This is a genomic window from Herbiconiux dendrobii (assembly GCF_052048175.1).
GTDB lineage: Bacteria > Actinomycetota > Actinomycetes > Actinomycetales > Microbacteriaceae > Herbiconiux.
Window position 1 is genome coordinate 290,352 of record NZ_JBLZQV010000001.1, and the last position, 23,296, is coordinate 313,647.

Consider the following 23,296-nt stretch of genomic DNA (forward strand, 5'->3'; position numbering starts at 1 on the left):
GATGACCGGACGCCCAGCCCGCACGCTCTCCGCGCGCCTCACCGCGATCATCGCGGAGAGCGTCGCGGGCTGGGCGGACCTGCCCGTGCTCGCCGGCATCCGTGCCGGAACGCTCGACCCGGCGCTGTTCCGCAACTACCTCGAGCAGGACTACCTCTACCTCCGGGCCTACGCCCGGCACTACAGCCGGCTCGCCGCCGCTTCCACCGACGACGAGACGCTGGAGTACTTCGTCGCCCTCGCCCATGGGGTGCTGGCCGTGGAGCTCGATCACCACCGGCGGGCCGCCGCCCCGTTCGGCTGCGACTTCGACGATCTGCGGCCCTCGACCGAGACGCGCGAGTACCTCGCCTTCTACGACACCTTCCACGACGACCCCGACGGGATGCTCGTGGCGATGCTGCCCTGCATCCACGGTTACGGGATCGCGCTCGACCTGCTGCGGGGCCCGGCGACCGGACCCTACCGCGAATGGATCGACATCTACACGGGCGGCGAGTACCAAGCGCTCGTGCAGCGCCACCTGCGGATGGTCGACCGGGCCTCGCTGAGCGAGGACCGCGCCGTCTCGATCACCGATCGGGCGCTGGAGCTCGAACGTCGCTTCTGGAACCAAACCCCCGAGTCAGTGGAGGCCTGAGATGACCAGTCTCGAGAATCGAAAGCCGGCACCGCCGGCCGCCGGCGCCGTGACGCCCGCCGTTCGCCCGACGCAGGCAGACCCGCCGTCGAAGCCGGTCAAGAAGAAGCGCGCTCGCCGCGGCTCGTTCTGGGGCAGCGTGCTGCCGCCGATCGTGATCGTGGCCCTGCTCGTGGTGATCTGGGAGGTCGGCGTCTCCGTCGCCGGGGTGCGCCCGCAGGTGCTGCCCGCCCCGTCGCGGGTCGTGGTGGAGGGGCTGGAGCGCGCCGACATCATCTGGGGTCACACGCTCTCCACCCTGCAGGTGACCCTGATCGGCTTCGCATTCTCGCTGATCGTGGCCTGGATCATCGCCATCGCGATCGACTTCTCGGGGGTGCTGCGCCGGGGGCTGATGCCGTTGCTGGTGGCCTCGCAGACCATCCCGATCATCGCCATCGCGCCGCTGATGATCATCTGGTTCGGCTTCGGGCTGCTGCCGAAGATCCTGGTGGTCGCCCTGGTCACCTTCTTCCCGATCGTCGTCGGCCTGATCGAGGGCTTCAACAAGGCGGATCGCGAGACCTCCAACCTGCTGCGCAGCATGGGCGCCGGCCGCTGGAAGGAGTTCACCTTCGTGCGGCTCCCCTCGGCCATGCCCTCCTTCTTCACGGCGCTGCGCATCTCGATCACCTACGCGGTGGTCGGCGCGATCTTCGCCGAGTACGTCGGAGCGCAGTCCGGGCTCGGCATCTTCATGAGCACGCAGAAGAACGCGTTCCGAACCGACCTGGTGCTGGCCGCAGTGGCCGTCACGGCCGTGCTGAGCATCACCCTCTACCTGCTGACCTTCGTGATCGAGCGTCTGGTCATCCCGTGGAGCTTCAAAGAGAGGAAGGCGCGAGGTGACCGCTGAGATGAGCACCCCCAGGATCCAGCTCGTCGGGCTGCAGAAGGAGTTCGACCTCGGCGGCGGTGAGAGCCGTCACGTGGTGGACGACGTCTCATTCTCGGTGCAGCCGGGAGAATTCGTCGCCGTCATCGGCCCCTCGGGCTGTGGCAAGAGCACGATGTTCAACATCATCGCCGGCCTCGAACTGCCGGATGCCGGCGAGGTGCGGGTCGATGGGCAGAACGCCGTCGGTCAGCGCGAGCACTTCGCCTACATGCCGCAGAAGGACCTGCTGTTCCCCTGGCGCACCATCGTGGAGAACGGCGCCCTCGGTCTCGAGGTGCAGGGAATGCCCAAGAAGAAGGCGCTCGAGCGCTCGAAGCAGTTCTTCCACACCTTCGGTCTGGCGGGCTATGAGAACTCCCACCCCTACGAGCTCTCAGGCGGCATGCGGCAGCGCGCCGCCCTTCTCCGCACGGTCGTGCAGGGCCGTGAGATCCTGCTGCTCGACGAGCCGTTCGGTGCGCTCGACTCGCTCACCAGGATCGAGATGCAGAACTGGCTGCAGGGCGTCTGGAGCGAGTACTCCTGGACGGCGGTCATGATCACGCACGACATCCGCGAGGCCGTGTACCTCAGTGACCGGGTGATCGTACTCACTGCCCGCCCCGCATCCGTGCGCCTCGAGCTCGAGATCGAGCTGCCCCGCCCGCGCGAGCTGTCGCTCGTCACCTCGCCCGAGTTCGTCGCCTACGAGGAGCAGCTCATCGAGGTGCTCCACGAGGAATCCCGAAAAGCCTTCGCCCAGCAGAACGGAGCACACTCCTCATGAAAGACATCGAGTACGGCATCTTCATGCCGGTCGGCAGCGGCGGCTGGATCCCCTCCGGCAACATCCCCGAGCTCGACGGCAGCTACGCCTACAACCTCGAGGTGGCGCGCGACTCGGAGCGCTTCGGCTTCGACTTCACCCTCTCGCAGGCGGTCTGGCGCGGGTACGGGGGAGTGTCCAAGCACTTCGACGTCAACCTCGAGTCGCTCGTCACCAGTGCGGGCCTGGCCCAGGCCACCACCGACATCGGCGTGTGGTCGACGGTGAATACGGCCCTGCTGCATCCGGCCGTCGCCGCCAAGATGGTGGCCACGCAGTCGCAGATCTCGAACGGACGCACCGGCCTCAACATCGTCGCCGGCGGCAACCGGATGTCGGAGAAGCAGATGGGCCTCGGTCTCGACCTCGACAACGCGGCCAAGTACCGCCGGGCGGGGGAGTGGGTCGAGATCGTGAAGGCGCTGTGGACCTCGAAATCGGTGGATTACGAGGGCGAGTTCTTCACCCTCGAGGACTGCCAGAGCGACCCGAAGCCGGTCGGCGGCATCCCGCAGATGATCTGCGCGGCGACCTCCGACACCGGGCTCGCCTTCGTGGCGAAGAACCTCGACGGCGTGCTGTTCGAGGGCACCTCGCGCGACTCGGTGATCTCGATCGGGCAGCGTGCGCGGTCCATCTCGCAGGCCAACGGCGACAAGCTCAAGACCTACTGCGTGTTCATGATCATCCCGGGCGACACGGATGCCGACGCCCAGCGCCGCATCGACCACTACAACGAGGGGCGCGACCTGGTGGCCATCACGAACATGGCGAAGGAGTGGGGCGCCGTGTCGCACGACCCCACCGCCTACAACCCCGACAACGAGAACTGGGCGTCGTCGACGGCGATCTCCACCGGCACGGTCGCGGGATCGACCGACTCGATCGCGGAGCAGCTGGCCGACATGATCGAGCACGCCGACGTCGACGGAGCGGTGTTCATCATGCCCGACTTCAAAGACGACCTCGCCGCGCTCGGCGAGGAGATCATGCCCGCCCTCGTGCGCGGCGGGTTCGGCCGTATCGCCGCCTGAGCCACGGGCTCGAGACGGCCCGGTTCGCGGCTCGACGTAGAATCTGCTGTGCCCACCGACAACCCCGACAGCCCCGATCCGCAGCGCCGTGCCATCGATCCCGACGAGCTGGCGGTGGCGCTGAAGGTCATCGCGCAGATCGTCGAGCTCGACGAGCAGCATCCGGATTTCGTCTCCGTGCGCCGCGCCACCGCGAAGATGTTCAAGGCCGTCAAGGTGCAGCGTCGCCGCGAGCTGCGCGCCGAGATCGCGGATGCCGACAAGCGCGTCATCGCGGCCACGGCCACGGGCGCCCCCGACCGCATCGACGACGAGACGCGCGGGATCCCGATCGGCGGCGCCACGACGGCGGGCGCCGCCGGCACCCTGCTCAAGGCCCGCAACTGCTACATCTGCAAGCAGCCGTACACCCTGGTGGACGGGTTCTACCATCAGCTCTGCCCCGCGTGCGCGGCCACGAGCCACGCCAAGCGAGACGCGCGCACCGACCTCACCGGCAAGCGCGCCCTGCTCACCGGGGGCCGGGCGAAGATCGGCATGTACATCGCGCTGCGACTGCTGCGCGACGGCGCCCACACCACCATCACCACGCGCTTCCCGCGGGATGCCGTGCGCCGATTCAGCAGCCTGCCCGACTCCGCCGAGTGGATCCACCGGCTGAAGATCGTGGGCATCGATCTGCGCGATCCGGCGCAGGTCATCGGCCTCGCCGACGAGGTGGCCGCAGCCGGGCCGCTCGACATCCTGATCAACAACGCCACCCAGACCGTGCGGCGCTCCCCGGGCGCCTACCAGCCGCTGGTGGATGCCGAGCTCGCGCCGCTGCCGAACGGGCCGCTGCCCGAGCTGGTCACCTTCGGGCACACCAACGACGAGCATCCGCTGTCGCTGGCGCAGTCGGTGAGTGCGCATCCGATCCTCGCGGCGGCCGCGGCCAAGGCCGACGAACTGACCGCGCAGTCGATGGCGCCGGGCTCGAGCTCGCTCGAGCGGCACGCGGCCGGCACCGCGATCGACGCCGGCGGACTCGTGCCCGACCTGCACGACGTGAACTCCTGGACCCAGCACGTCGACGAGGTCGATCCGCTGGAGATGCTGGAGGTGCAGCTGGCGAACACGACGGCGCCGTTCATCCTCATCTCGCGGTTGCGGCCGTCGATGGCGGCGAGTTCGTCGCCTCGTCGCTATGTGGTGAACGTCAGCGCGATGGAGGGCGTGTTCGGTCGCGGGTACAAGGGTCCGGGGCATCCGCACACCAACATGGCGAAGGCCGCGGTGAACATGCTCACCCGCACGAGCTCGCGCGAGATGTTCGAGACCGATCAGATCTTGATGACCAGCGTCGACACCGGCTGGATCACCGACGAGCGCCCGCACCCCACCAAGGTGCGCCTCGCCGAGGAGGGCTTCCACGCCCCGCTCGACCTGGTCGACGGCGCCGCCCGCGTCTACGACCCCATCGTGCGAGGCGAAGCCGGCGAGGACCTCTTCGGCGTCTTCCTCAAGGACTACGCCCCCAGCTCCTGGTGAGCTGAGCCTCAGAAGGCGAGCAGGTTCTCGCGGAGGGTCATGCCCGTGTAGGCGGTGCGGACGGCGCCGCGGCGTTGCAGGGCCGGCACCAGCGCATCCGTGATGCTCACCGCGAAGGCGCGGCTGGGCTGGAAGCCGGGGGCCTCGATCAGGAAGCCGTCGCCGCCGACCTCGGCCATCACCTCCACCATCTCGTCGGCGACGGTCTCGGCCGAGCCGATGAGGTCGACGCTGTCGCTGGAGAAGCCCATCTCCACGATGCACTGCCGCAGGGTCTTGCCGCTGCCCCACTGGGCGAGGCGCTCGAGGATGCCCTGGCTGCCCTCGGTGTGGATCGGCGGCAGCGGCTGGTCGAGGTCGTAGACCGAGAGGTCGTGGCCGGTCCATCCCGACATCCGCGCCAGGATGTCCAGCTGTGACCGCTCAGTGGCCAGGATGGCGTCGTAGAGGCCGCGCGCCTCGGCATCCGTGCGCGCCACGATCGGCGTCACGAGGTACAGGATCTTGCAGCTGTCGGGATGCCGGCCGTGCTCCACCAGACGGCGCCGGATGTCGTCGCGGAACGCCTTCATGGCCTCGGGTCCGCGCTCGGTGGCCACGATGCACTCGGCGTGCTTGGCCGCGAAGTCGCGCCCTGCGGACGAGGAGCCGGCCTGGATGAGCACGGGCTGCCCCTGCGGCGAGCGGACGGTGTTGAGCGGGCCGCGGGAGGAGGAGTGCCTGCCCCGGTAGTTGATCTCGTGCACCTTGGCCGGGTCGGCGTAGACGCCGGTCGCGTGGTCGCGCACCACCGCATCCGGAGCCCAGGAGTCCCAGAGCTGTTTCGCGATGGTCACGGTCTCGTCGGCGATCTCGTAGCGTTCGTCGTGCCCCGGATAGCTGTCGATGCCGAAGTTCTCGGCGATGCCGGCGCCCGCGGTGGTGACGAGGTTCCAGCCGAACCGCCCGTTGGTCAGCGAGTCGATGGTCGAGGCCAGGCGCGCCACCGAGTAGGGCCGGTTCCAGGTGGTGGACATCGTGGCGGCGACGCCGATGTGCCGGGTGTGCGATCCGATCACGGCCGTCAGCGGCACCGGATCGTGTTTCGGCGCCACGAAGGCGTGCTCGAGGTAGACGTCGCGGGATCCGCCGAAACTGTCCGGCACGGCGATGGCGTCTTCGAACAGCAGGATGTCGAAGCAGGCCCGTTCGAGGTTCTTGGCGAGCTCGACGTAGAAGTCGCCGGTCCAGAAGTCGCCCCCGCCCGAGGCCATCGGCCCGTTCCACTCGTCGGGCGCGAAGGCGGTGAAGAATCCGAGGTGGAACGGGCTCACGAGCGCTCCTTCTGAGATACCTGATCTGATATCTCAAACGTAGCCGCGCTGAAGCGTCACCGTGTTTCGTCGCTGTTACGGCCTCGAGAAGTGTGGACCGCCTCTCCCCCTGCGCGATATCGGACCGCTATCATCGGGGTGTGAGTGATATGAGCGTCGGGCAGCAGATTCGGCGACGACGGCTTGAGGCCGGTCTGTCGCAGCGGCAGCTCGCCCTGCGATCGGGCGTGCCGCAACCCAACATCGCCGCCTATGAACGAGACCGCCGCGTGCCGGCGACGGAGACGATGCAGCGGCTGGGGGCTGCCCTCGATCTGCCTACGCTGGCGCGTGTGCGAGCGGCGCGAGACGAAATCCTGAGCGCGGCCGCCCGACGGCGGATCGGTGATGTCCGGGTGTTCGGGTCCGTCGCACGCGACGAGGCCGGATCCGATTCCGACGTCGACCTCTTGGTGCACCCGGAGGCGGAGGCCTCCATCTTCGACGTGGCCGGGTTCATGGCCGAGGTCGAAGAACTTCTGGGGGTCAACGTCGACGTGGTCTCCGACAGGGGAACGGGACCGGCGATGCGCATCATCCGCGCCGAGGCGATCCCACTATGACCGAAGGCCTGGACCGGGTACCGGCGATTCTGGCCGATATCGAGCGCTTCGCGGTGTCAGCTCGCCGCGTCGTCGAGCGCGGGCACGGCCGCTTCGCCGATCCGGACGACGACGATCAGAGGCGGATCGCGCGATCGCTCGTCATGGACTTGTCCACGGCGGCCGACCGCCTGCCGGAATCGTTTCGCGGAGCGCATCCGGAGATCGATTGGCGGGGGCTCCGCGCGGTGCGCAATTTCATCGCCCATGACTACGACGGCACGGATGAGGAGATCCTGTGGCAGGCGATCGCGGTGCAATTTCCGCGGATCGCCTCGTCGCTCATGCCCTCATAGGAGGCACTTCGGCGGGGCGTCAGACGCCGAGGGCCTCGAGCTGCTGGGTCTGCACCGAGTGGAGGTGGGCGCGCAGGGCCGCGTCGGCGGCATCGGGGTCGTGGGCGGCGACCGCGGCGATGATGGTGCGGTGCTCGGCGAGTGAGCGCGCGATCGAGTCGGCGGAGAGGTTGACCCGGCCCACCCGGCGCAGGTGCATGCTGAGGCGCTGGTGGATCTCGTCGAGCAGGGCGTTCTTGAGCTGCTCGAACAGCACCTCGTCGAACTCGTCCAGGCTGGCGGCGGCGACGGCGAGCTCGCCGCGCTCGACGGCCGAGGCGGCGGAGTCGACCGTGGCGGCGAGACGCTCCGCGGTCGAGGAGCCGGGGGCCGCCGCGGCCCGCCGCACGCACTCCACCTCGAGGATCTCGCGTGCCTCGAAGATCTCGGCGAGGTCGGCCGCGCTGTACGACGACGCCCGGGCGCCGCGATAGGCGGCGATCTCCACCAGTCCGTCCTGCTGTAGCCGCACCAGCGCCTCGCGGATCGGCGTCTTCGACACGCCGTACATCTCGGTGAGCGTCGCCTCACGCAGGGGCTCGCCCGGGGCGAAGACCTGGTCGATCAGCGCTTCGCGTAACCGCTCGTACACACGGTCCTTGACCTGCAAGGGCGAGACGCGCTCGTCGCCGGTCAAGGACATGGCAGCTCCCGGGGTCTCGGATGGTGTGTGCACCATCCTGACACGCCCGCGGGTCGCGGATGCGCCGACACCCCCGATGCGCACGCGACGGGCCGATCCGCCGGCTGACGCCCCTCAGCTGAGGTCGATCCACACCGTCTTGGTCTGCAGGTACGGTTCGAGCGCCTCGGCCCCGAGCTCTTTCCCGTAGCCGCTTGCCTTGAAGCCGCCATAGGGGATGGCCACATCGAACATGCCGTACGTGTTCACCCACACCACGCCGGCGTGCAGTCCGGCCGAGATGCGGTGCGCGCGGGCCACATCCCGGGTCCACACCCCGGATGCCAGTCCGAACGCGGTGTCGTTGCCGAGCGCGAGCGCCTCCTCCTCGGTGTCGAAGCGGCCGACCATCCCCACCGGGCCGAAGATCTCCTTGCGCATGATGTCCATCTCGGCCGAGACGTCGGTGAACAGGGTCGGCTGCACGAAGTAGCCGTCGGTGAGTCCGGCCGCGGTCACGGGCGACCCGCCCACGACGGCGGTGGCGCCCTGGGCGATGCCGGAGGCGATCAGTCCGTCGACCCGGTCGCGCTGCTCACCGCTCACCAGCGGACCCATCGTGGTGCCGGCATCGAGACCGTTGCCCAGCTGCACGCCGGCCACGCGGGCGGCGAGCCCGTCGACGAAGGCGTCGTAGAGCGAGGAGTGCACGAACACCCGGGCGCCCGCGATGCAGCACTGACCCTGGTTGAAGTACACGGCCCCGAAGGTGCCGTCGATCGCCTTCTGCAGATCCGCGTCGGCGAAGATCAAGGACGGCGACTTGCCGCCCAGTTCGAGCGAGAGCCGCTTCATGTTGCCGCCGGAGGCCTCGAGGATCTTGCGCCCGGTCGCGTTCTCGCCGGTGAAGGTGATCTTGTCGACGTCGAGATGCCGGGAGAGGGGAGCGCCGGCGCCCGGCCCGTCGCCGGTCACGACGTTGACGACGCCGGGCGGGAAGCCGATCTCGAGCATCAGCTCGACCAGCCGCAGGGCCGAGAGCGGGGTCTGCTCGGCCGGCTTCAGCACCAGGGTGTTGCCGGCGGCCAGCGCCGGGCCCAGCTTGTAGCCGCACATCAGCAGCGGGAAGTTCCACGGGATGATCGCGCCCACCACGCCCACCGGTTCCCGCCGGGTGAACACGTGGAAGTCCATCCCCGACGAGGGCGCGATGGTGGAGCCCTCGATCTTCGTGACCCAGCCCGCGTAGTACTTGAACAGCGAGCCGGCCAGCGGCACGTCCAGCACGGTCGACTCGCCCGTGGGCTTGCCGTTGTCCAGCGTCTCGAGCTGGCCGAACTCCTCGGCGCGGCGCTCGATCTCCTCGCCGAGCTTCCAGAGCAGGTTCGCGCGTTCGCCGGGGGCGAGCGCGTTCCAGACGGGGAGAGCGGCGCGGGCGGCGGCGACCGCCGCATCGACGTCGGCGGCCGTGCCGGCGGCGACCTCGGTGAGCGGGGCGCCCGTCGCGGGATCGAACACCGCGATCGTGGCGCCATCGCTCGCGGGCCGTTGCTCGGCCCCGATGATCAGCCCGTGTTCGCGGTCGAGGAAGCGGCGCACCTCGGGGAGGACGAGGTCGCTGAGTACCGGCATGAGGGCTCCTGCTCAATAAAAGATCTGATATCTCATTTGAGCCTAGGCTTCGGATGCCGCCCCGAGCAATCCTGCATCCTCGCCGTTACAAGGAATTAACGCGCCGGGGTCACCGGGATGACAGGATAGCGAAGACAGAAAAGATCTCAGATCTGAAAACAACGGCGTCGTCCTGCGGCGCACGACTCGAAAGCGGCCACCGTGTCCACCGTGTCCACCACCGAATCGCTCGAGCCCGTCCAGGTGAAGGACGTCGTCTACCGGCGCCTGCGCGACAGGATCGTCGACGGCGTGTTCGCCCCGGGGGAGTCGCTGCGCGAGGTGGCGCTCTCGGCGCTGTTCGGCGTCAGCAAGACGCCCATCCGCGAGGCGCTGGTGCGCTTGGAGCGCGAGGGTCTGGTGGAGATCGCTCCTTATAGAGGAGCGCGGGTGAGGGAGTACACCCCCGACGCGGTGCGCGAACTGTTCGACGCGCGCGGCGTTCTCGAGACCGAGTGCGTGCGCCGGGCGGCTTCGCGCCGCGATCCTCAGGTGCTCGAGGCGCTCGAACAGAACGTGGCCCTCACCGAGCGCGCTCTTGATGCCGGCGACATCCCCACGGCGTCGGCCGGGCTGGATGCCTTCGACGACATCCTGTTCGGCATGCTGAAGAACCGGCTGCTCTCGGACGTGTTCGACCGGCTCAGCATCCACCTCAAGCGCATCGGCAAGCGGGGCGCGAGCGAGGAGCGCTTCCGTGAATCCCTGGCGTTCCACCGCGTGATCACGGCGGCCATCGCGGCCGGCGATCCCGTGGCGGCGGCCGCGGCGATGCGCGAGCACATCGGCTCGGTGCAGGTGCTCCAGGCGCCGTAACAAGCTGTTTACGTGATCGACTCGCGGATGGCTCGATCCGCGCCTCCTCGCAGATAAGATCTAAGACATCAGATCTAATCAGAGAGGAGCGTCGGATGACCGACCTCGTCAAGAGCGACCAGGATGTCGCGGGAATCGTCGCCGAGCACATCGACGTCGACCGGCTGGTGCAGCTGGTGCAAGACGTCTGCCGCATCCCGAGCGTTCTCGGAGACGAGGGTCCGCTGGCCGACTTCCTCGTGCGCCTGATGGCCGAGTCGGGCTTCGAAGACGCCCGCGCCCAGCCGGTCGTGCCGGATCGGCCCAACGCCATCGGCCACCTCGACTTCGGGCCCGGCAAGACGGTCGTGCTGACCGGCCACATGGACACCAAGCCGGTGTCGCACGGCTGGACCCGCACCGAGCCGTTCTCGGGCGAGATCATCGACGGCGCGATCTACGGGCACGGGATCATGGACATGAAAGCGGCTCTGGTCTGCCAGATCGTCGCGATGGAGGCGGTGCGGGCCTCGGGCCTGCCGGTGAAAGGCCGGCTGGCCATGGCCGCCGTCTCCGATCACATGGGGGCCCAGCTGGGCTCGATCGCCTACTTCGACGAGTACGACGCCGACTACTGCGTGCTCGGTGAGCTGAGCGACAACGAGATCTTCCTCGGTCACCGCGGCCGCTACTACTACGACATCATCGTGCGCGGCGTCTCGGCGCACACCTGCCACAAGCCGCTGGCCGTGAACGCGAACATGCTCGCGGCGCACGCCATCATCGAGCTCGACGCCTCCAAGCTCGAACCGCAGCTCGAGGACTGGGTGTCGAGCCTGTTCGGCAGTGAGACGTTCATGGCTCCCGGCCGCGTCTACGGCGGCCTGCCGCCCGGAGGCCCCTCGATGATCCCCGACGAGTGCGTCATCCGGGTCGACTGCCGCCCGCAGCCGGGGGTCACCCTCGAAGAGGTGCGCGAGGAGATCGAGCGCTGCCTGGTGAAGGCCAAGGAGCGTGAGCCCCGCTTCGAAGCCGATGTCGTGCTGGCCGACGTGAAGTCGGGCTACCTGGCCAAACCGGATGCCGAGGTCACCGAGCTGATGATCCGCGCGGTGCGGTCGGTGCGCGACGGCGCCGAGCCCGAGCTGCAGGTGGCCGGCTGGCTGGGCGACACCGCGAGCTTCGGCGACCGCATCCCCACCATCATCTTCGGACCGGGCGGCGAGCCGGTGTACTGCCCCGACGAGCACCTCTCGATCGAGGACATCGTCGAGGCCACCAAGGTGTACGCCGCCTTCGCGGCCTACGCTCTGCTCGAAGACTGACCCACCAGACCCCGGCCGGGCGCGCGCCCGTGCCGGGAGGAATGAGTTCTCCATGCGCTCAGGCGTCGCCCTCCAGCCGGCCTACGATCCCGAGACCTTCGGCGACATCGTGCAGAAGTCGGAGGAATGGGGGCTCGACGAGCTCTGGCTCACCGACTCGTCGCTGCACTCCCGCTACTCCTACTCGTACCTCACCATCGCCGCGCTCCGCACCACACGGATGACGCTCGGCACCGCGGTCACCAACCCGGTCACGCGGCATCCGGCCCTCGGTGCGGTCGCCATCTCGACCATCGACGAGATCTCGAAGGGGCGCGCGATCTACGGGATCGGTGCGGGCGACCGTCCGTTGGAGGCGCTGGGCTACAAGCCGGCCCGGCTCGCGCTGCTGGAGGACTCCATCGAGGCCGCCCGCCGGCTCTGGACGGGCGAGAGCGTGAGCTGGCAGGCGCGCGGCTTCGAGCTCGACGACGCGCACATGCGCTTTCCCCCGGAGCGGCCCGACATCCCGGTCTACATCTCAGCCTCCGGTCCGAAGACGCTCGAACTCGCGGGTCGTGTGGCCGACGGCGTCATCCTGCTCGCCGGCCTCCATCCCGACGGGCTGCGTTACGCGCTGGAGCACATCGACCGCGGGGTCGACATGGCCGGCCGCTCCGAGCGCCCGCAGATCTCGGTGTTCGCCTACGGCCAGATCAGCGACGACGAGGAGGCCGCGCTGGCCTCGGCCCGCACGATCGCGGCCTGGTTCCCGCAGACCGCGCCGATGTACTGCGAGCTCGCGGGCCTCTCGAAGGACCTGATCGAGAAGGTGCGCGCGCTCTACGCCGGCGGCGAGTTCCAGGAGGCCGAGGAGGCGGCCAAGCTGCTGCCCGACGAGTTCGTGTACCGGATGGCGCTGGCCGGCGGCGAGGCGACGGTGCGCGAGCACATCGCCACCCTCGAGGGCCTCGGCATCGACTCGATGACGGTGTTCCCGATCGGCGGAACCGTCGAGAGCCGCTTTTCCACCATCCAGGCCTACGCCGACATCGTGAGCCGGGCATGACGGTTCCGGATGCGCCCGGCCGCGATGCAGCCGGTCCGGCCCTCCTCCCCGAGGCGACCGTGGCGCGCGTGCTGGACACCTGCCTCGGAGTCGCCGCGGGGGAGCGGGTGGTGCTGCTGCGCGACGGCGGGACGGATGCGACCGTCGTCGCCGCGCTCGCGGCCGGGCTCGTCGAGCGGCGCGCGGTGCCGGTCGTGGTGGAGGTGCCCACCTTCGTGGTGCCGGGCACCGAGCCGCCGGCCTCGGTGGCCGAGGCGCTGTTGGCGGCCGATGCCGGCATCGAGCTCACCAGCGTGTTCATCGGCTCGAGCCGGGCCCGGCAGAACGCCACCGCGGCGGGGCGTCGCTATCTCGCCATGCCGGCGGTCGAGGCCGGCACGTTCCGCCTCGGCGGACCGCTCGACGTCGACTTCGACGCCCTGGTGGAGACGACCCTCACGCTCGCCCGAGCCTGGGAGGCGGCATCCGACTACCGCATCACCACGCCGGCCGGCACCGATCTGCGGGGTTCCGTGCAGGGCCGCAGGGGCCGCGCGCTCACCGGGGTGGCCCGCAATCCCGGCGACTACATGGCGCCACCGGATGTCGAGTCCGGCACCGCGCCGGTCGAGGGCTCATCGCACGGGGTGGTGGTGATCGACGGCGACTTCCTGTTCATGGGCAAGGGTCCGGTCTCCTCGCCCGTGACGCTGGAGATCCGCGACGGAGAACTGATCGGCCTCGACAGCGCCGCCTTCCGCGGTACCGAGGGGGAGCGACTCGCCGAGATGATCGCCCGCGTCGCCGACCCGAGAATGTCCAACCTCGCCGAGGTGGCCGTCGGCCTCAACCCCAACGGCTCCGTCTGCGGCGTGCCGATGGAGACCGAGTCCACCAAGGGCAGCGCCCACATCGCCTTCGGCAACTCCATCGCCTACGGCGGCACGGTGAACGCCCCCGCCCACCTCGACTGCGTCATGCGCGACGCCACCGTCTACCTCGACGGTGTGCCGCGCATCGTGGCCGGCGAACTCGTGAACTAGAGAACAGGACACACCATGACAGGCCAGACCAAGAGCTCTGGAGCGCCCTCGTTCGAGGCGCTGCTGGATCGCGACGACATCGTCTGGATGGGGCAGAACACCACGCACCTGCCGCCGGCTCCCGAGGTCGTCGCGGCGCTGGAGCAGAGCACCGCGAAGCACGAGTTCAACGTCTACGCCCCCGCCGGCGGCTTCCAGGAGCTGCGCGAGCGGATCGTGGACGACCTGCGCGGGCCCGATTCCGACCTGCCGCTGGACGCCTGGGTCACCGACGGTGCCGTCGGCGGCCTGCACCACATCTGCACCACCCTCGCCCCGCGGCTCTCGCAGATCATCGTCAGCGACCCGGGCTGGCCGTGGCCGGCGCGATTCGTCTCGCTCGCCGGCGTGCCCATCCGGGTGCTCCCCGTGTACGACGAGCCCACCCATCTGATGCAGGCGGCGCAGATCGCCGAGGTCATCCGGCCCCAGTCGCTGATCTACCTGATCGACCCGCTCAACCCGCTCGGCTCGAGCTACACCCGCGACGAGCTGCAGGCCATCGTCGATCTCGCCCGCGACACCGGCTCGACCATCATCCACGACTGCACCTACCGGCACTTCGCCGACGGGCACTCGCTCGCCGCCGAGCTCTACCCGGAGGGCGCCTTCAGCACCTACAGCTTCTCGAAGTGGCTGGGGCTCGCAGGGCTGCGGGTCGGCGCCATCGTGGCCGAGCCCTCCTTGCTCGCTTCGATCACCGCCGTTCCCGCCAACCCGCTCGGCGCGAGCATCCAGGGCCAGCGAGCGGCGCTCGCCGGGTTGAGGGTGAAGGGGCCGTGGCTGTCGAACCTGCGGGCCGTCAACCGCGCGAACCTGCAGCGGGTGGAGCAGATCGTGACCGACAGCGGCCTCGGCACGGTCGTCGTCTCGCCGTCGCAGGGCAACTTCCTCGCGGTCGACCTCGGTGACTCGGTGTGGACGGCCGACGCCCTCTGCGAGTCGATGCTCGAGGACGGCATCTTCATCCGTCCCGGAACGTACCAGTCGCCCTTGTTCGGCGACCGCTTCGTGAAGATCTCCACCTCGGTGCCGCCCGAGTGGATCGAACGCTTCGGCGCGGCCTGGCGGGCACGCGCATGACCGCCTTCATCCCGCTCGGCCTGGACGAGTACGAGTCCTCCAGTGCGATCTCGCTGGGCCGCCGGGTCGCCACGGGGGAGCTGTCGCCGGTGCAGCTGGCCGAGTGCGCGCTCGAGATCGCCGTGCGCGAGGAGCCGCGCATCAACGCCTACGCCGCCCTGATGCCCGAGCGGGCTGCCGCCTGGGCCGCCGAGCGCGAGCGCGAAGCCGCGGAAGGGCGCATCCGGGGCCCGCTGCACGGCGTGCCGATCGCCTCGAAGGACAACCTCTACATCGTCGGCGAGCCGGCCGGCAAGGGATCGCTGACGAGCCCGGACACCCCGGCGCAGACGGCCTCGCCGATGGTCGAGCGGCTGCAGGACGCCGGCGCGGTCATCATCGGCCGCACCACCACGCCGGAGTTCGGCTGGAAGGGCACCGGCAGCTCGCCGCGCACGGGCATCAGCCGCAATCCGTGGGACGCCTCGCGCACCACGGGCGGCTCCAGTGCGGGATCCGGTGCCACCGTCGGTTCCGGCGCGGTGCCCGTCGCCACGGGAACGGATGCGGGCGGCTCGGTGCGCATCCCGGCCGCCTTCTGCGGGGTGGTGGGCTTCAAGCCCACCCTCGGCGCGATCCCGGTGTGGCCGGGCACCGTCAACGAGAACCTCTCGCACGCCGGGGTGCTGGCACGGAGGGTGGAGGACGCGGAGGCGGTCTTCCGGTTGAGCCGTGGGCCCGACCCGCGCGATCCGCAGTCCTTCTTCTCCACCCCGGTACCGCCGGTCGCCGGCGTCGACGGGCGGGCGCTGCGGGTCGGCGTCATCCGGGAACCGTTCGGTATCGCGCCGAGCGAGGAGGTCTCGGCGATCACTGAGGAGGCCTTCCGTCTGCTGGAGCAGTCGGGGATCGCCGAGTTCGGCCCGGCCGAGATGCCGGCCGCCCTGCCCCGGGACGTGTTCGAGGCGCTGTGGGTGACCGGCCGCGGCTTCGGCTTCGAAGACCTCATCCGCGAGCACGGCGAGCGGATGGACCCCGGACTCGCACGCCTGGCGGGCCTGGCGGAGGGCTACTCGCTGCGCGAGTTCCTGGCGGCGCTCGGCCGCCGGCGCACCTTCAACGCCGCCGCGTTCGGGATGTTCGACCGGTGGGATCTGCTGGTCATGCCCACGATGCCGATCACGGCCTTCGAGGCCGAGCGGGAGGTGCCGCCGGGCGGTGAGGCGGACGCGCCGCTGCCCTGGATCACCTGGACGCCGTACACCTATCCCTTCAACATCAGCGGCCAGCCGGCCATCACCATCCCGACCCATCTGCGGCCGGGCCGGTTGCCGGTCGGCCTGCAGATCGTGGGTCCGTGGGCGCACGACCTCGACGTGCTCGGCTTCGCCGCCCGCGCCGAAGCCGTGCTCGATCACACGCACGAGACGCGGGTCGCCCGCGTGTGACGGCGTAGGATCGAAAGCACCATGAGCCGTCTTCGCACCCGCCGGATCGGGGCGAGCTTCCCGTGGCCGCTCGTCGTCGGCATCGTCTTCATCGGCTTCATCCTGCGCGGGCCGATCATCGCCGTGGCGCCGATCACGGGCGAGATCAGCTCCGACCTGTCGATGAGCGCCGCGCAGGCGGGTCTGCTCACCAGCCTCCCGGTGCTGTGCTTCGCGCTGATGACGCCGTTCGCCTCGCTGTTCGTCGGCAAGGCCGGCGCGAACTTCGCCACCACGATCGCCATCCTGGGCGTCGGGATCGGCTCGATCGTGCGCTCCGCCGGCGGCGTAGAGGCGACCTTCGCCGGAACGATCATCATGGGCGCGTTCATCACCATCGGCAACGTGGTGATCCCGGTCATCATCCGCCGCGACGTGCCGACCGAGCGCGTCGGCATCGTGACGGGGTCGTACACCGCCGCGATGAACGTGAGCTCGATGATCACCTCCATCGCCACGGTGCCGCTCGCCGTGGCCTTCGGATGGCGCGGCGCCCTGCTGGCCTGGACCGGCTTCGTGGTGCTCGCCGTCGTGGCCTGGCTGGTGGCGGTCGGGCCGCGGCGGGCATTCCGCTGGGGTCCGGTGAAGGCCGCGATCGAGACCGGCGCCTTCGAGACGGTGGCCATCGACACCCGGGGCATCCCGATCGCCGCCCCCGAGCCGCGCACCTGGACGAACCTCTCCGCCGTCTTCCTCGCCCTGGCCTTCGCCGGGCAGGCCTTCTCGTACTACGGTCTCACCGCGTGGTTCCCCACCATCCTCGAGCAGGAGCTCGGCTACTCGGCCGCCTCGGCGGGCTCGAGCTCGTCGATCTTCCAGATCGCGGCGGTGATCGGGGCGCTCGGCGTGCCGCTGCTGGCCAAGCGGATCGGCATCCCGCCCTCGTTGGGGCTCGTCGGCCTGCTCTGGATCAGCTTCCCGCTCGGCATGATCCTGGCCCCGTCGAGCTGGCTGCTGTGGGGCTTCCTCGGTGGCATCGCGCAGGGCGGCGGCATCACGATCGTGTTCATGCTGGTGGTGCAGCTCGCCCTTTCGGGAACCCACGCCCGCCGTCTCTCGGCGATGGTGCAGGGCTCGGGCTATGCCCTCGGCGCCACGGCTCCCACCCTCATCGGCGCCGTGCACGACGCCACCGGGGCCTGGACCCTCCCGCTCGTCGTGGTGCTGATCGCCACGTTCGTCTTCACGGGCGCGGGCCTGGCCGGAGCCCTCCGAGCCACGCGCCGCTGACGAGGCGGGTTAGGCTCGGGGCGTGGACTTCAGAATCTTCACCGAACCCCAGCAAGGCGCCAGCTACGACGAGCTGCTCGCGGTGGCCAAAGCCACCGAGGAGCTCGGGTTCGACGCATTCTTCCGCTCCGACCACTACCTGCGGATGGGCGACGGCGACCCCGGGGCCGGCCCCACGGATGCCTGGACGACGCTCGCCGGCCTCGCCCGCGAGACCTCGCGCATCCGCCTCGGCACCCTCGTCTCCTCGGTCACCTACCGCTACCCGGGCGTGCTCGCGATCCAGGTCGCGCAGGTCGACCAGATGTCGGGCGGCCGGGTCGAGCTCGGCCTCGGCACCGGATGGTTCGAACAGGAGCACCGGGCATACGGCATCCCGTTCCCGGCCAAGCGCTTCGGCCTGCTCGAGGAGCAGCTCGAGATCGTCACGAGCCTGTGGGCCACCGAGCCGGGCGACACCTACTCCTTCGCCGGCGAGCACTACACGCTGACGGATTCGCCCGCGCTGCCGAAGCCCGTGCAGTCGCCGCTGCCGGTCATCGTCGGGGGCAAGGGCGCCGCACGCACGCCGCGACTGGCCGCCCGTTTCGCCACCGAGTTCAACGTCCCGTTCCCGGATCCCGGCACCCTCCCCGGCCTGTTCGGCAACGTGCGCCGCGCCTGCGAGGACTTCGGCCGCGACCCCGACGACATGGTCTACTCGGCGGCCCTGATCGCGGTCGCCGGGGCCGACGAGGCGGAGTTCGCACGCCGGGCGGCGGCCGTGGGGCGCGAGCCCGCCGAGCTGCGCACCAACGGGCTGGCCGGCACGGCATCCGAGATCGTCGACAAGCTCGGAGCACTCCGCGAGCAGGGTGTGGAGCGCGTCTACCTGCAGATCCTCGATCTCGGCGACCTCGATCACCTCGACTTCATCGCCCGCGAGGTCGTGCCCCAGCTCGGCGAATAGGTCCGCCGGTTCTGTCGGGCGCGGCATCCGGATGCCCCGTGCCGGTTTCCGCGAGCGGGCGTAGGCTCGAGCGCATGATCGGTTTCGTCATCGCCCTGCTCGTCATCTGGATCGTCCTCGCCGTGCTCGGCTTCGCCATCAAGGGGTTGCTCTGGCTGGCCATCCTGGCGCTGATCCTGTTCGTGGCCACGGCCATCTTCGGCTACATCCGCCGCTCGTCGAAGAAGGTCTGACGGCTCGCGCGCTGTCGGGCCCGGATGCGGCAGGAATAGTGTGGACGGCATGACCGTCATCTCCATTCTCGAATTCCGTGTGAAGCCCGACGTGCTCGAGACCGCTCCCGCTGTCATCCACGAGGTGCTCACCGCCACCCGGGCACGCGAGGGCGCACTCGCTGTCGAGGTGACCGTCGACGTCGACGATCCCGCTCACTACCTCGTGGTGGAGCGCTGGGACTCGATCGAGTCGGACGACGCCTATCGCGCCTGGCGGACCACGCCCGAAGGCCGGAGTTCCCTCAGCGACCTGCTGGCCAGCCCGCCCACCCTCACCCGGGCGATGCTCACCGACACCCTCTGATCCTCCGGTTCCACCCCCCGGTCGCCCGCCCACCCTCGACAGAGGGTGCTCCGGCGTGTAATGTTGACCGGTCGGCTCTGGACACCGCGAGTTGCATCGCGGATGGGTTTGTAAGTCTGGTGGGCCGGTTTCCCAGTCAGTGCATGGATGCGCTGGTCACTGGTGAATGTCGCGTACGACACGGCCCCCGCTACTCCCGGGGATCTAGTTAGCACTTCCAACGCATTCGGTGTTGAGGTGTGCGCATTTCGAGATAACCCGGAAAGAATCATGCCCAAATCCAACAAGTCGGGCGGCTTCAAGGCCGCCAAGAACTACGAGCCCCGCACCCCCGCCGGCAAGGGCGGCCCCAAGGTCGGCAGCCGCAGCCCGGGCCACCGCGGCTACAAGGCCGTCGACGAGAACGCGCCGCGCAAGCAGCGCTGGAACTCGGATGACCGCGCCGCCCGCGGCTCGGCACCGTCGGGTCGTGGCGAGCGGCCGTCGTACGGCGACCGTCCCGAGCGCAGCGAGCGCTCCTCGTATGGCGACCGCGGCGCGCGTCCGGCCACCGGCGACCGCAACGAGCGCTCCTCCTACGGTGACCGCGGTGGGCGTCCCTCCTACAATGACCGCCCGGCGCGCGACGGTGGCGAGCGCGGCGGGTACAACCGTGGCGAGCGTTCCGAGCGCCCGGCCTACAACCGTGGCGAGCGTTCTGAGCGCCCCGCGTACAACCGTGGCGAGCGCAGCGAGCGTCCTTCCTACGGCGACCGCGGCGAGCGTCCCTCGTACGGTGACCGCCCGGCCCGCGACGGCTACCAGCGTCCGAGCCGTGAGAACGGCTTCAACAAGTCCGGCACCGGCACCGGCCGCTCCGAGCGTCCCGCCTACGACCGCGGAGACCGCGGCGACCGTCCGTCCTACGGCGACCGTTCCGAACGTCCCTCCTACGATCGCAACGACCGGTCCTCGTACGACCGCAACGACCGCGCTCCCCAGCGCACCGACCGCCAGAAGTGGAACGACGCCCGCAACGAAGAGCGCCGCGCCGAGATCGCGGCCGAGCGTGCCGCGAACCGCACCGCCGGCGGCAAGCCGCCGCGCGTCGACGACCGCGGCTACAACCGCAGCGCTCGTCCGAAGGCCGACTTCCAGCCCGGCGAGCGCGCCGACCGTCCGGCCCGTTCCTACGACGACCGCCCGAAGCGCAGCTTCGATCGCGATGAGCGTCCGGCTCGTTCGTTCGACGACCGCCCGAAGCGCAGCTTCGACCGCGATGAGCGTCCGGCTCGTTCGTTCGACGACCGCCCGAAGCGCAGCTTCGACCGGGACGACCGTCCGGCCCGGTCGTTCGACGACCGCCCGAAGCGCTCGTTCGACCGCGACGACCGCGCGCCGCGCACCGGCGGCTACGACCGCGGCGACCGCTCGCCGCGTTCCGACCGCGCCGAGCGCGGCAGCGACTTCTACCCGAACCGCGACGCGAAGCCGGCGCACTTCGGTGACGACGACGTGGTGCTCGAGCGTCTCGAGGCGCAGGCCACCCTCGCGGTCGACGTCGAGGGCGCGACCTTCGCGAGCCTCGGCCTCGGCGGCAACATCGTGCGCGTGCTCGGCGAGCTCGGCGCGGAGAGCCCGTTCCCGATCCAGTCGGCCACCATCCCCGAGGTGCTGAACGGCCGCGACGTGCTCGGCCGCGGCCGCACCGGCTCTGGCAAGACCATCGCCTTCGGCGCCCCCCTGGTGGAGCGCCTGATGGAGAACGGCGGCGGCGCCAACCGCAAGCCGGGCCGCAAGCCCCGCGCGCTCATCCTGGCCCCCACCCGCGAGCTGGCGCTGCAGATCGACCGCACCGTGCAGCCCATCGCCCGCGCCGTCGGCCTCTTCACCACCCAGATCTACGGCGGCGTTCCCCAGGCCCGCCAGGTGGGCGCCCTGCAGCGCGGTGTCGACATCATCATCGGCACCCCCGGCCGCATCGAAGACCTGATCGAGCAGCGTCGTCTCGACCTCTCCGAGGTCACCATCACGGTGCTCGACGAGGCCGACCACATGTGCGACCTGGGCTTCCTCGAGCCGGTGCAGCGCATCCTGCGCCACACCAAGGACGGCGGCCAGAAGCTGCTGTTCTCGGCCACCCTGGACAAGGGCGTGGCGAACCTGGTCGAGGAGTTCCTGGTGAACCCGAGCGTGCACGAGGTCGCCGGTGAAGACCAGGCCTCCTCCACGATCGACCACCGCGTGCTGATCGTCGAGAGCCGCGACAAGAGCGACATCATCAAGCAGCTCGCCGACCGCGAGGGCAAGACGCTCATCTTCGCCCGCACCCGTGCCTACGCCGAGATGCTCGCCGAGCAGCTCGAAGACGCCGGCTTCCCCGCCACCAGCCTGCACGGCGACCTCAACCAGTCGCGCCGCACGCGCAACCTGCAGCAGCTCACCAGCGGGCGGGTCAACGTGCTGGTGGCGACGGATGTCGCAGCCCGCGGCATCCACGTCGACGACATCGACCTGGTCATCCAGGCCGACGCTCCCGACGAGTACAAGACCTACCTGCACCGCTCCGGCCGCACCGGCCGCGCCGGCAAGCAGGGCACGGTCGTCACGCTCATCCCGCGCAGCCGTGGGCGCCGGATGCAGGAACTGCTCGGCCGCGCCGAGATCGACGCCGAGATGGTGACGGTCGCTCCCGGCGACTCACTGATCGGCGACATCGCGGCCGACCGCGCCGCGCAGTAAGGCTCCACCCCGCACCATGAGCATCGCTCCACCGCCGCACGCCGGCCGTCTGCCCCTCGGGGCGGCGGTCGGCGTCGCCGTCTTCTGCGGCATCCTGATGGCCACCCAGTCCCGCATCAACGGCGAGCTCGGGCGCCGGATGGGCGACGGCTTCACCGCCGCCGCGATCAGCTTCAGCATCGGCCTGGTGATCGTCGTCGTGATCACCGCGCTGATGCCCGGCGCCCGCCACGGTGTGGGCATCGCGTTCGCCGAGGTGCGCCGTGGCACTCTGCCCACCTGGATGCTGTTCGCCGGCTTCGGCGGCGCGATCTTCGTGCTCTCGCAGGGGCTGGCCTCCGCCGTGATCGGCGTCTCGCTGTTCACGGTCGCGTTCATCGGCGGGCAGACGGTCAGCGGCCTCGTCGTCGACCGCGTCGGCATCGGCCCGGGCGGCCGCCGGTATCTCACCGTGCGGCGCGTGCTCGGAGCATCCATCGCCCTGGCGGTCGTGATCTGGTCGGTGCTCACGCACCTCGACCCCGACATCCCGAGCTGGATGCTCGTGCTGCCGCTGATCGCCGGTGCCGGTGTGGCCGTGCAGCAGGCGGCGAACGGCCGCGTGGCCGGGGCGAGCGGGTCGGCTGTCACCTCCACCCTGTTCAACTTCATCGCGGGGTCGGTGGTGCTGATCGCCATCGCCCTCGTGCACGCGGCTCTGGCCGGCGGGTTCCCGGATGCGCTGCCGCCCGAGTGGTGGCTGTACCTCGGCGGCCCGATCGGCGTGACCTTCATCTTCGGCCTGGCGACCGCCGTGCGCACCACGGGCGTGCTGCTGCTCGGCCTGTGCTCGGTGGCGGGCCAGCTCGGCGGCTCGATCGCGGTCGACCTGATCGCCCCCGGCACCGGCCACGGTGTCGACGCCACCACCCCCGTCGCCGCGGCCCTCATCGTGCTGGCCGTGCTCGTGGTCTCCCTCCCGCGCCGCGGCCGCGTGTAGCGGCGCGCAGCTTAGGGGTGCAGCACGACTATCAGGTAGTTGAGCTTGCCGGTGGGCGTCTTGCCGAAATTGGTGACGGTCAATTCGAAGCGATACGCGCCGTCGGCCACATCCGCGTCGACCGTACCGGTGATCGCACCCGTGGTGATGTCCAGCGAGAGACCTGGCGGAAGCGACCCATCGCTCAGAAGCACGATAGGCGCCGGGTCGAAGCCCCTCGTCGATCCCAGAACTTGGTAATAGTAGCTGGAACCCGACCAGGCGAGGGGCGGCGGGCCGATCAGATCATTCGTCGCCCGGATGGACGTCGTGGGGCTGAACGAACCGGCTCCCAAGCCGGGCACGGTGTAGTTCACCGTCTGATCTGCCAGCACTGGAGCGTGTTCAGGCGCGTGATCGAGGTCGTGTGCCTGCGAGGTGAGCGGGGCGAGCCCCACCAGGGTACAGCAGATCGCTGCGGCGATCACGGCGTTCCGGCTAATCCGGGCGGTGGGAGAGAACTTCATCGAGAACCAATCTGTCTAGAACTATA

23 protein-coding genes are annotated in these 23,296 nt (G+C 69.9%); 19 read left to right on the forward strand and 4 right to left on the reverse strand.

All coding sequences use genetic code 11. The features are described from left to right. The first annotated feature begins 1 nt into the window (after position 1). Genes ACN4JJ_RS01335 through ACN4JJ_RS01355 form a run of 5 tightly spaced genes read left to right on the forward strand, consistent with a single transcriptional unit; the run spans position 2 to position 4,946 of the window. Positions 2–640, forward strand: a complete 639-nt coding sequence (locus ACN4JJ_RS01335; RefSeq protein ID WP_440708105.1) for a TenA family protein — start codon at positions 2–4, stop codon at positions 638–640. Between the two features lies 1 nt (position 641). After that, positions 642–1,535, forward strand: a complete 894-nt coding sequence (locus ACN4JJ_RS01340) for an ABC transporter permease (RefSeq protein WP_440708106.1) — start codon at positions 642–644, stop codon at positions 1,533–1,535. 1 nt (position 1,536) lies between these two features. Continuing rightward, positions 1,537–2,343 carry an ABC transporter ATP-binding protein gene (locus tag ACN4JJ_RS01345; RefSeq protein WP_440708107.1) on the forward strand — a complete coding sequence of 269 codons (807 nt, stop codon included), beginning with the start codon at positions 1,537–1,539 and terminating at the stop codon, positions 2,341–2,343. Beyond that, positions 2,340–3,416: an LLM class flavin-dependent oxidoreductase gene (locus tag ACN4JJ_RS01350; protein ID WP_440708108.1), complete on the forward strand. Its 1,077-nt coding sequence runs from the start codon at positions 2,340–2,342 to the stop codon at positions 3,414–3,416. Before ACN4JJ_RS01345 ends, ACN4JJ_RS01350 begins: the two co-directional genes overlap by 4 nt. A 48-nt stretch (positions 3,417–3,464) precedes the next feature. After that, positions 3,465–4,946, forward strand: coding sequence for an SDR family NAD(P)-dependent oxidoreductase (locus ACN4JJ_RS01355; protein WP_440708109.1), 1,482 nt, complete (start codon positions 3,465–3,467; stop codon positions 4,944–4,946). A gap of 8 nt (positions 4,947–4,954) precedes the next feature. Here ACN4JJ_RS01355 and ACN4JJ_RS01360 read toward each other — a convergent pair whose 3' ends face one another. After that, entirely contained in the window at positions 4,955–6,259 is a 1,305-nt protein-coding gene (locus tag ACN4JJ_RS01360; protein ID WP_440708110.1) for an NtaA/DmoA family FMN-dependent monooxygenase, read from the reverse strand. A gap of 149 nt (positions 6,260–6,408) precedes the next feature. Between ACN4JJ_RS01360 and ACN4JJ_RS01365 the strand changes: the two genes are divergently transcribed. Beyond that, positions 6,409–6,861 carry a helix-turn-helix domain-containing protein gene (locus tag ACN4JJ_RS01365; RefSeq protein ID WP_440708111.1) on the forward strand — a complete coding sequence of 151 codons (453 nt, stop codon included), beginning with the start codon at positions 6,409–6,411 and terminating at the stop codon, positions 6,859–6,861. After that, positions 6,858–7,196, forward strand: a complete 339-nt coding sequence (locus ACN4JJ_RS01370) for a HepT-like ribonuclease domain-containing protein (RefSeq protein WP_440708112.1) — start codon at positions 6,858–6,860, stop codon at positions 7,194–7,196. Before ACN4JJ_RS01365 ends, ACN4JJ_RS01370 begins: the two co-directional genes overlap by 4 nt. A gap of 19 nt (positions 7,197–7,215) precedes the next feature. On the opposite strand, the gene ACN4JJ_RS01375 is transcribed toward ACN4JJ_RS01370, so the two are convergent. Then, on the reverse strand, positions 7,216–7,878 hold the full coding sequence (locus ACN4JJ_RS01375; protein WP_440708113.1) for a GntR family transcriptional regulator: 663 nt from the start codon (positions 7,876–7,878) through the stop codon (positions 7,216–7,218). Positions 7,879–7,992: 114 nt separating this feature from the next. Continuing rightward, positions 7,993–9,489, reverse strand: a complete 1,497-nt coding sequence (locus tag ACN4JJ_RS01380) for an aldehyde dehydrogenase family protein (RefSeq protein WP_440708114.1) — start codon at positions 9,487–9,489, stop codon at positions 7,993–7,995. Between the two features lie 210 nt (positions 9,490–9,699). Between ACN4JJ_RS01380 and ACN4JJ_RS01385 the strand changes: the two genes are divergently transcribed. From ACN4JJ_RS01385 to ACN4JJ_RS01440, 12 genes are all read left to right on the forward strand, one after another. Continuing rightward, complete coding sequence (locus tag ACN4JJ_RS01385) at positions 9,700–10,344, forward strand: GntR family transcriptional regulator (RefSeq protein ID WP_440708115.1); 645 nt, start codon at positions 9,700–9,702, stop codon at positions 10,342–10,344. A gap of 95 nt (positions 10,345–10,439) precedes the next feature. Further along, on the forward strand, positions 10,440–11,648 hold the full coding sequence (locus tag ACN4JJ_RS01390; protein WP_440708116.1) for a M20 family metallopeptidase: 1,209 nt from the start codon (positions 10,440–10,442) through the stop codon (positions 11,646–11,648). A gap of 52 nt (positions 11,649–11,700) precedes the next feature. After that, the gene (locus tag ACN4JJ_RS01395; protein WP_440708117.1) at positions 11,701–12,696 is read left to right on the forward strand and encodes an LLM class flavin-dependent oxidoreductase; all 996 of its coding nucleotides are present in this window, start codon (positions 11,701–11,703) and stop codon (positions 12,694–12,696) included. Next, on the forward strand, positions 12,693–13,718 hold the full coding sequence (locus ACN4JJ_RS01400; RefSeq protein ID WP_440708118.1) for a 2,5-dihydroxypyridine 5,6-dioxygenase NicX family protein: 1,026 nt from the start codon (positions 12,693–12,695) through the stop codon (positions 13,716–13,718). The genes ACN4JJ_RS01395 and ACN4JJ_RS01400 overlap by 4 nt, the downstream gene beginning before the upstream one ends. 15 nt (positions 13,719–13,733) lie before the next feature. Then, on the forward strand, positions 13,734–14,840 hold the full coding sequence (locus ACN4JJ_RS01405) for an aminotransferase class I/II-fold pyridoxal phosphate-dependent enzyme (protein WP_440708119.1): 1,107 nt from the start codon (positions 13,734–13,736) through the stop codon (positions 14,838–14,840). Beyond that, positions 14,837–16,267, forward strand: a complete 1,431-nt coding sequence (locus ACN4JJ_RS01410) for an amidase (RefSeq protein ID WP_440708120.1) — start codon at positions 14,837–14,839, stop codon at positions 16,265–16,267. Before ACN4JJ_RS01405 ends, ACN4JJ_RS01410 begins: the two co-directional genes overlap by 4 nt. 21 nt (positions 16,268–16,288) lie before the next feature. Continuing rightward, positions 16,289–17,536, forward strand: coding sequence for an MFS transporter (locus ACN4JJ_RS01415; protein WP_440708121.1), 1,248 nt, complete (start codon positions 16,289–16,291; stop codon positions 17,534–17,536). Positions 17,537–17,558: 22 nt separating this feature from the next. Further along, positions 17,559–18,485, forward strand: coding sequence for an LLM class F420-dependent oxidoreductase (locus ACN4JJ_RS01420; RefSeq protein ID WP_440708122.1), 927 nt, complete (start codon positions 17,559–17,561; stop codon positions 18,483–18,485). A 74-nt stretch (positions 18,486–18,559) separates the two neighbouring features. Further along, positions 18,560–18,718: a hypothetical protein gene (locus ACN4JJ_RS01425; RefSeq protein ID WP_440708123.1), complete on the forward strand. Its 159-nt coding sequence runs from the start codon at positions 18,560–18,562 to the stop codon at positions 18,716–18,718. A 49-nt stretch (positions 18,719–18,767) separates the two neighbouring features. Next, entirely contained in the window at positions 18,768–19,064 is a 297-nt protein-coding gene (locus ACN4JJ_RS01430; protein WP_440708124.1) for a putative quinol monooxygenase, read from the forward strand. A gap of 270 nt (positions 19,065–19,334) precedes the next feature. Further along, positions 19,335–21,785 (forward strand): DEAD/DEAH box helicase, encoded by a 2,451-nt coding sequence (locus ACN4JJ_RS01435; RefSeq protein ID WP_440708125.1) that lies wholly within the window; start codon positions 19,335–19,337, stop codon positions 21,783–21,785. Positions 21,786–21,801: 16 nt separating this feature from the next. Further along, positions 21,802–22,764, forward strand: a complete 963-nt coding sequence (locus tag ACN4JJ_RS01440; protein WP_440708126.1) for a DMT family transporter — start codon at positions 21,802–21,804, stop codon at positions 22,762–22,764. Between the two features lie 11 nt (positions 22,765–22,775). On the opposite strand, the gene ACN4JJ_RS01445 is transcribed toward ACN4JJ_RS01440, so the two are convergent. Beyond that, on the reverse strand, positions 22,776–23,270 hold the full coding sequence (locus ACN4JJ_RS01445; RefSeq protein WP_440708127.1) for an Ig domain-containing protein: 495 nt from the start codon (positions 23,268–23,270) through the stop codon (positions 22,776–22,778). Positions 23,271–23,296: the final 26 nt, after the last annotated feature.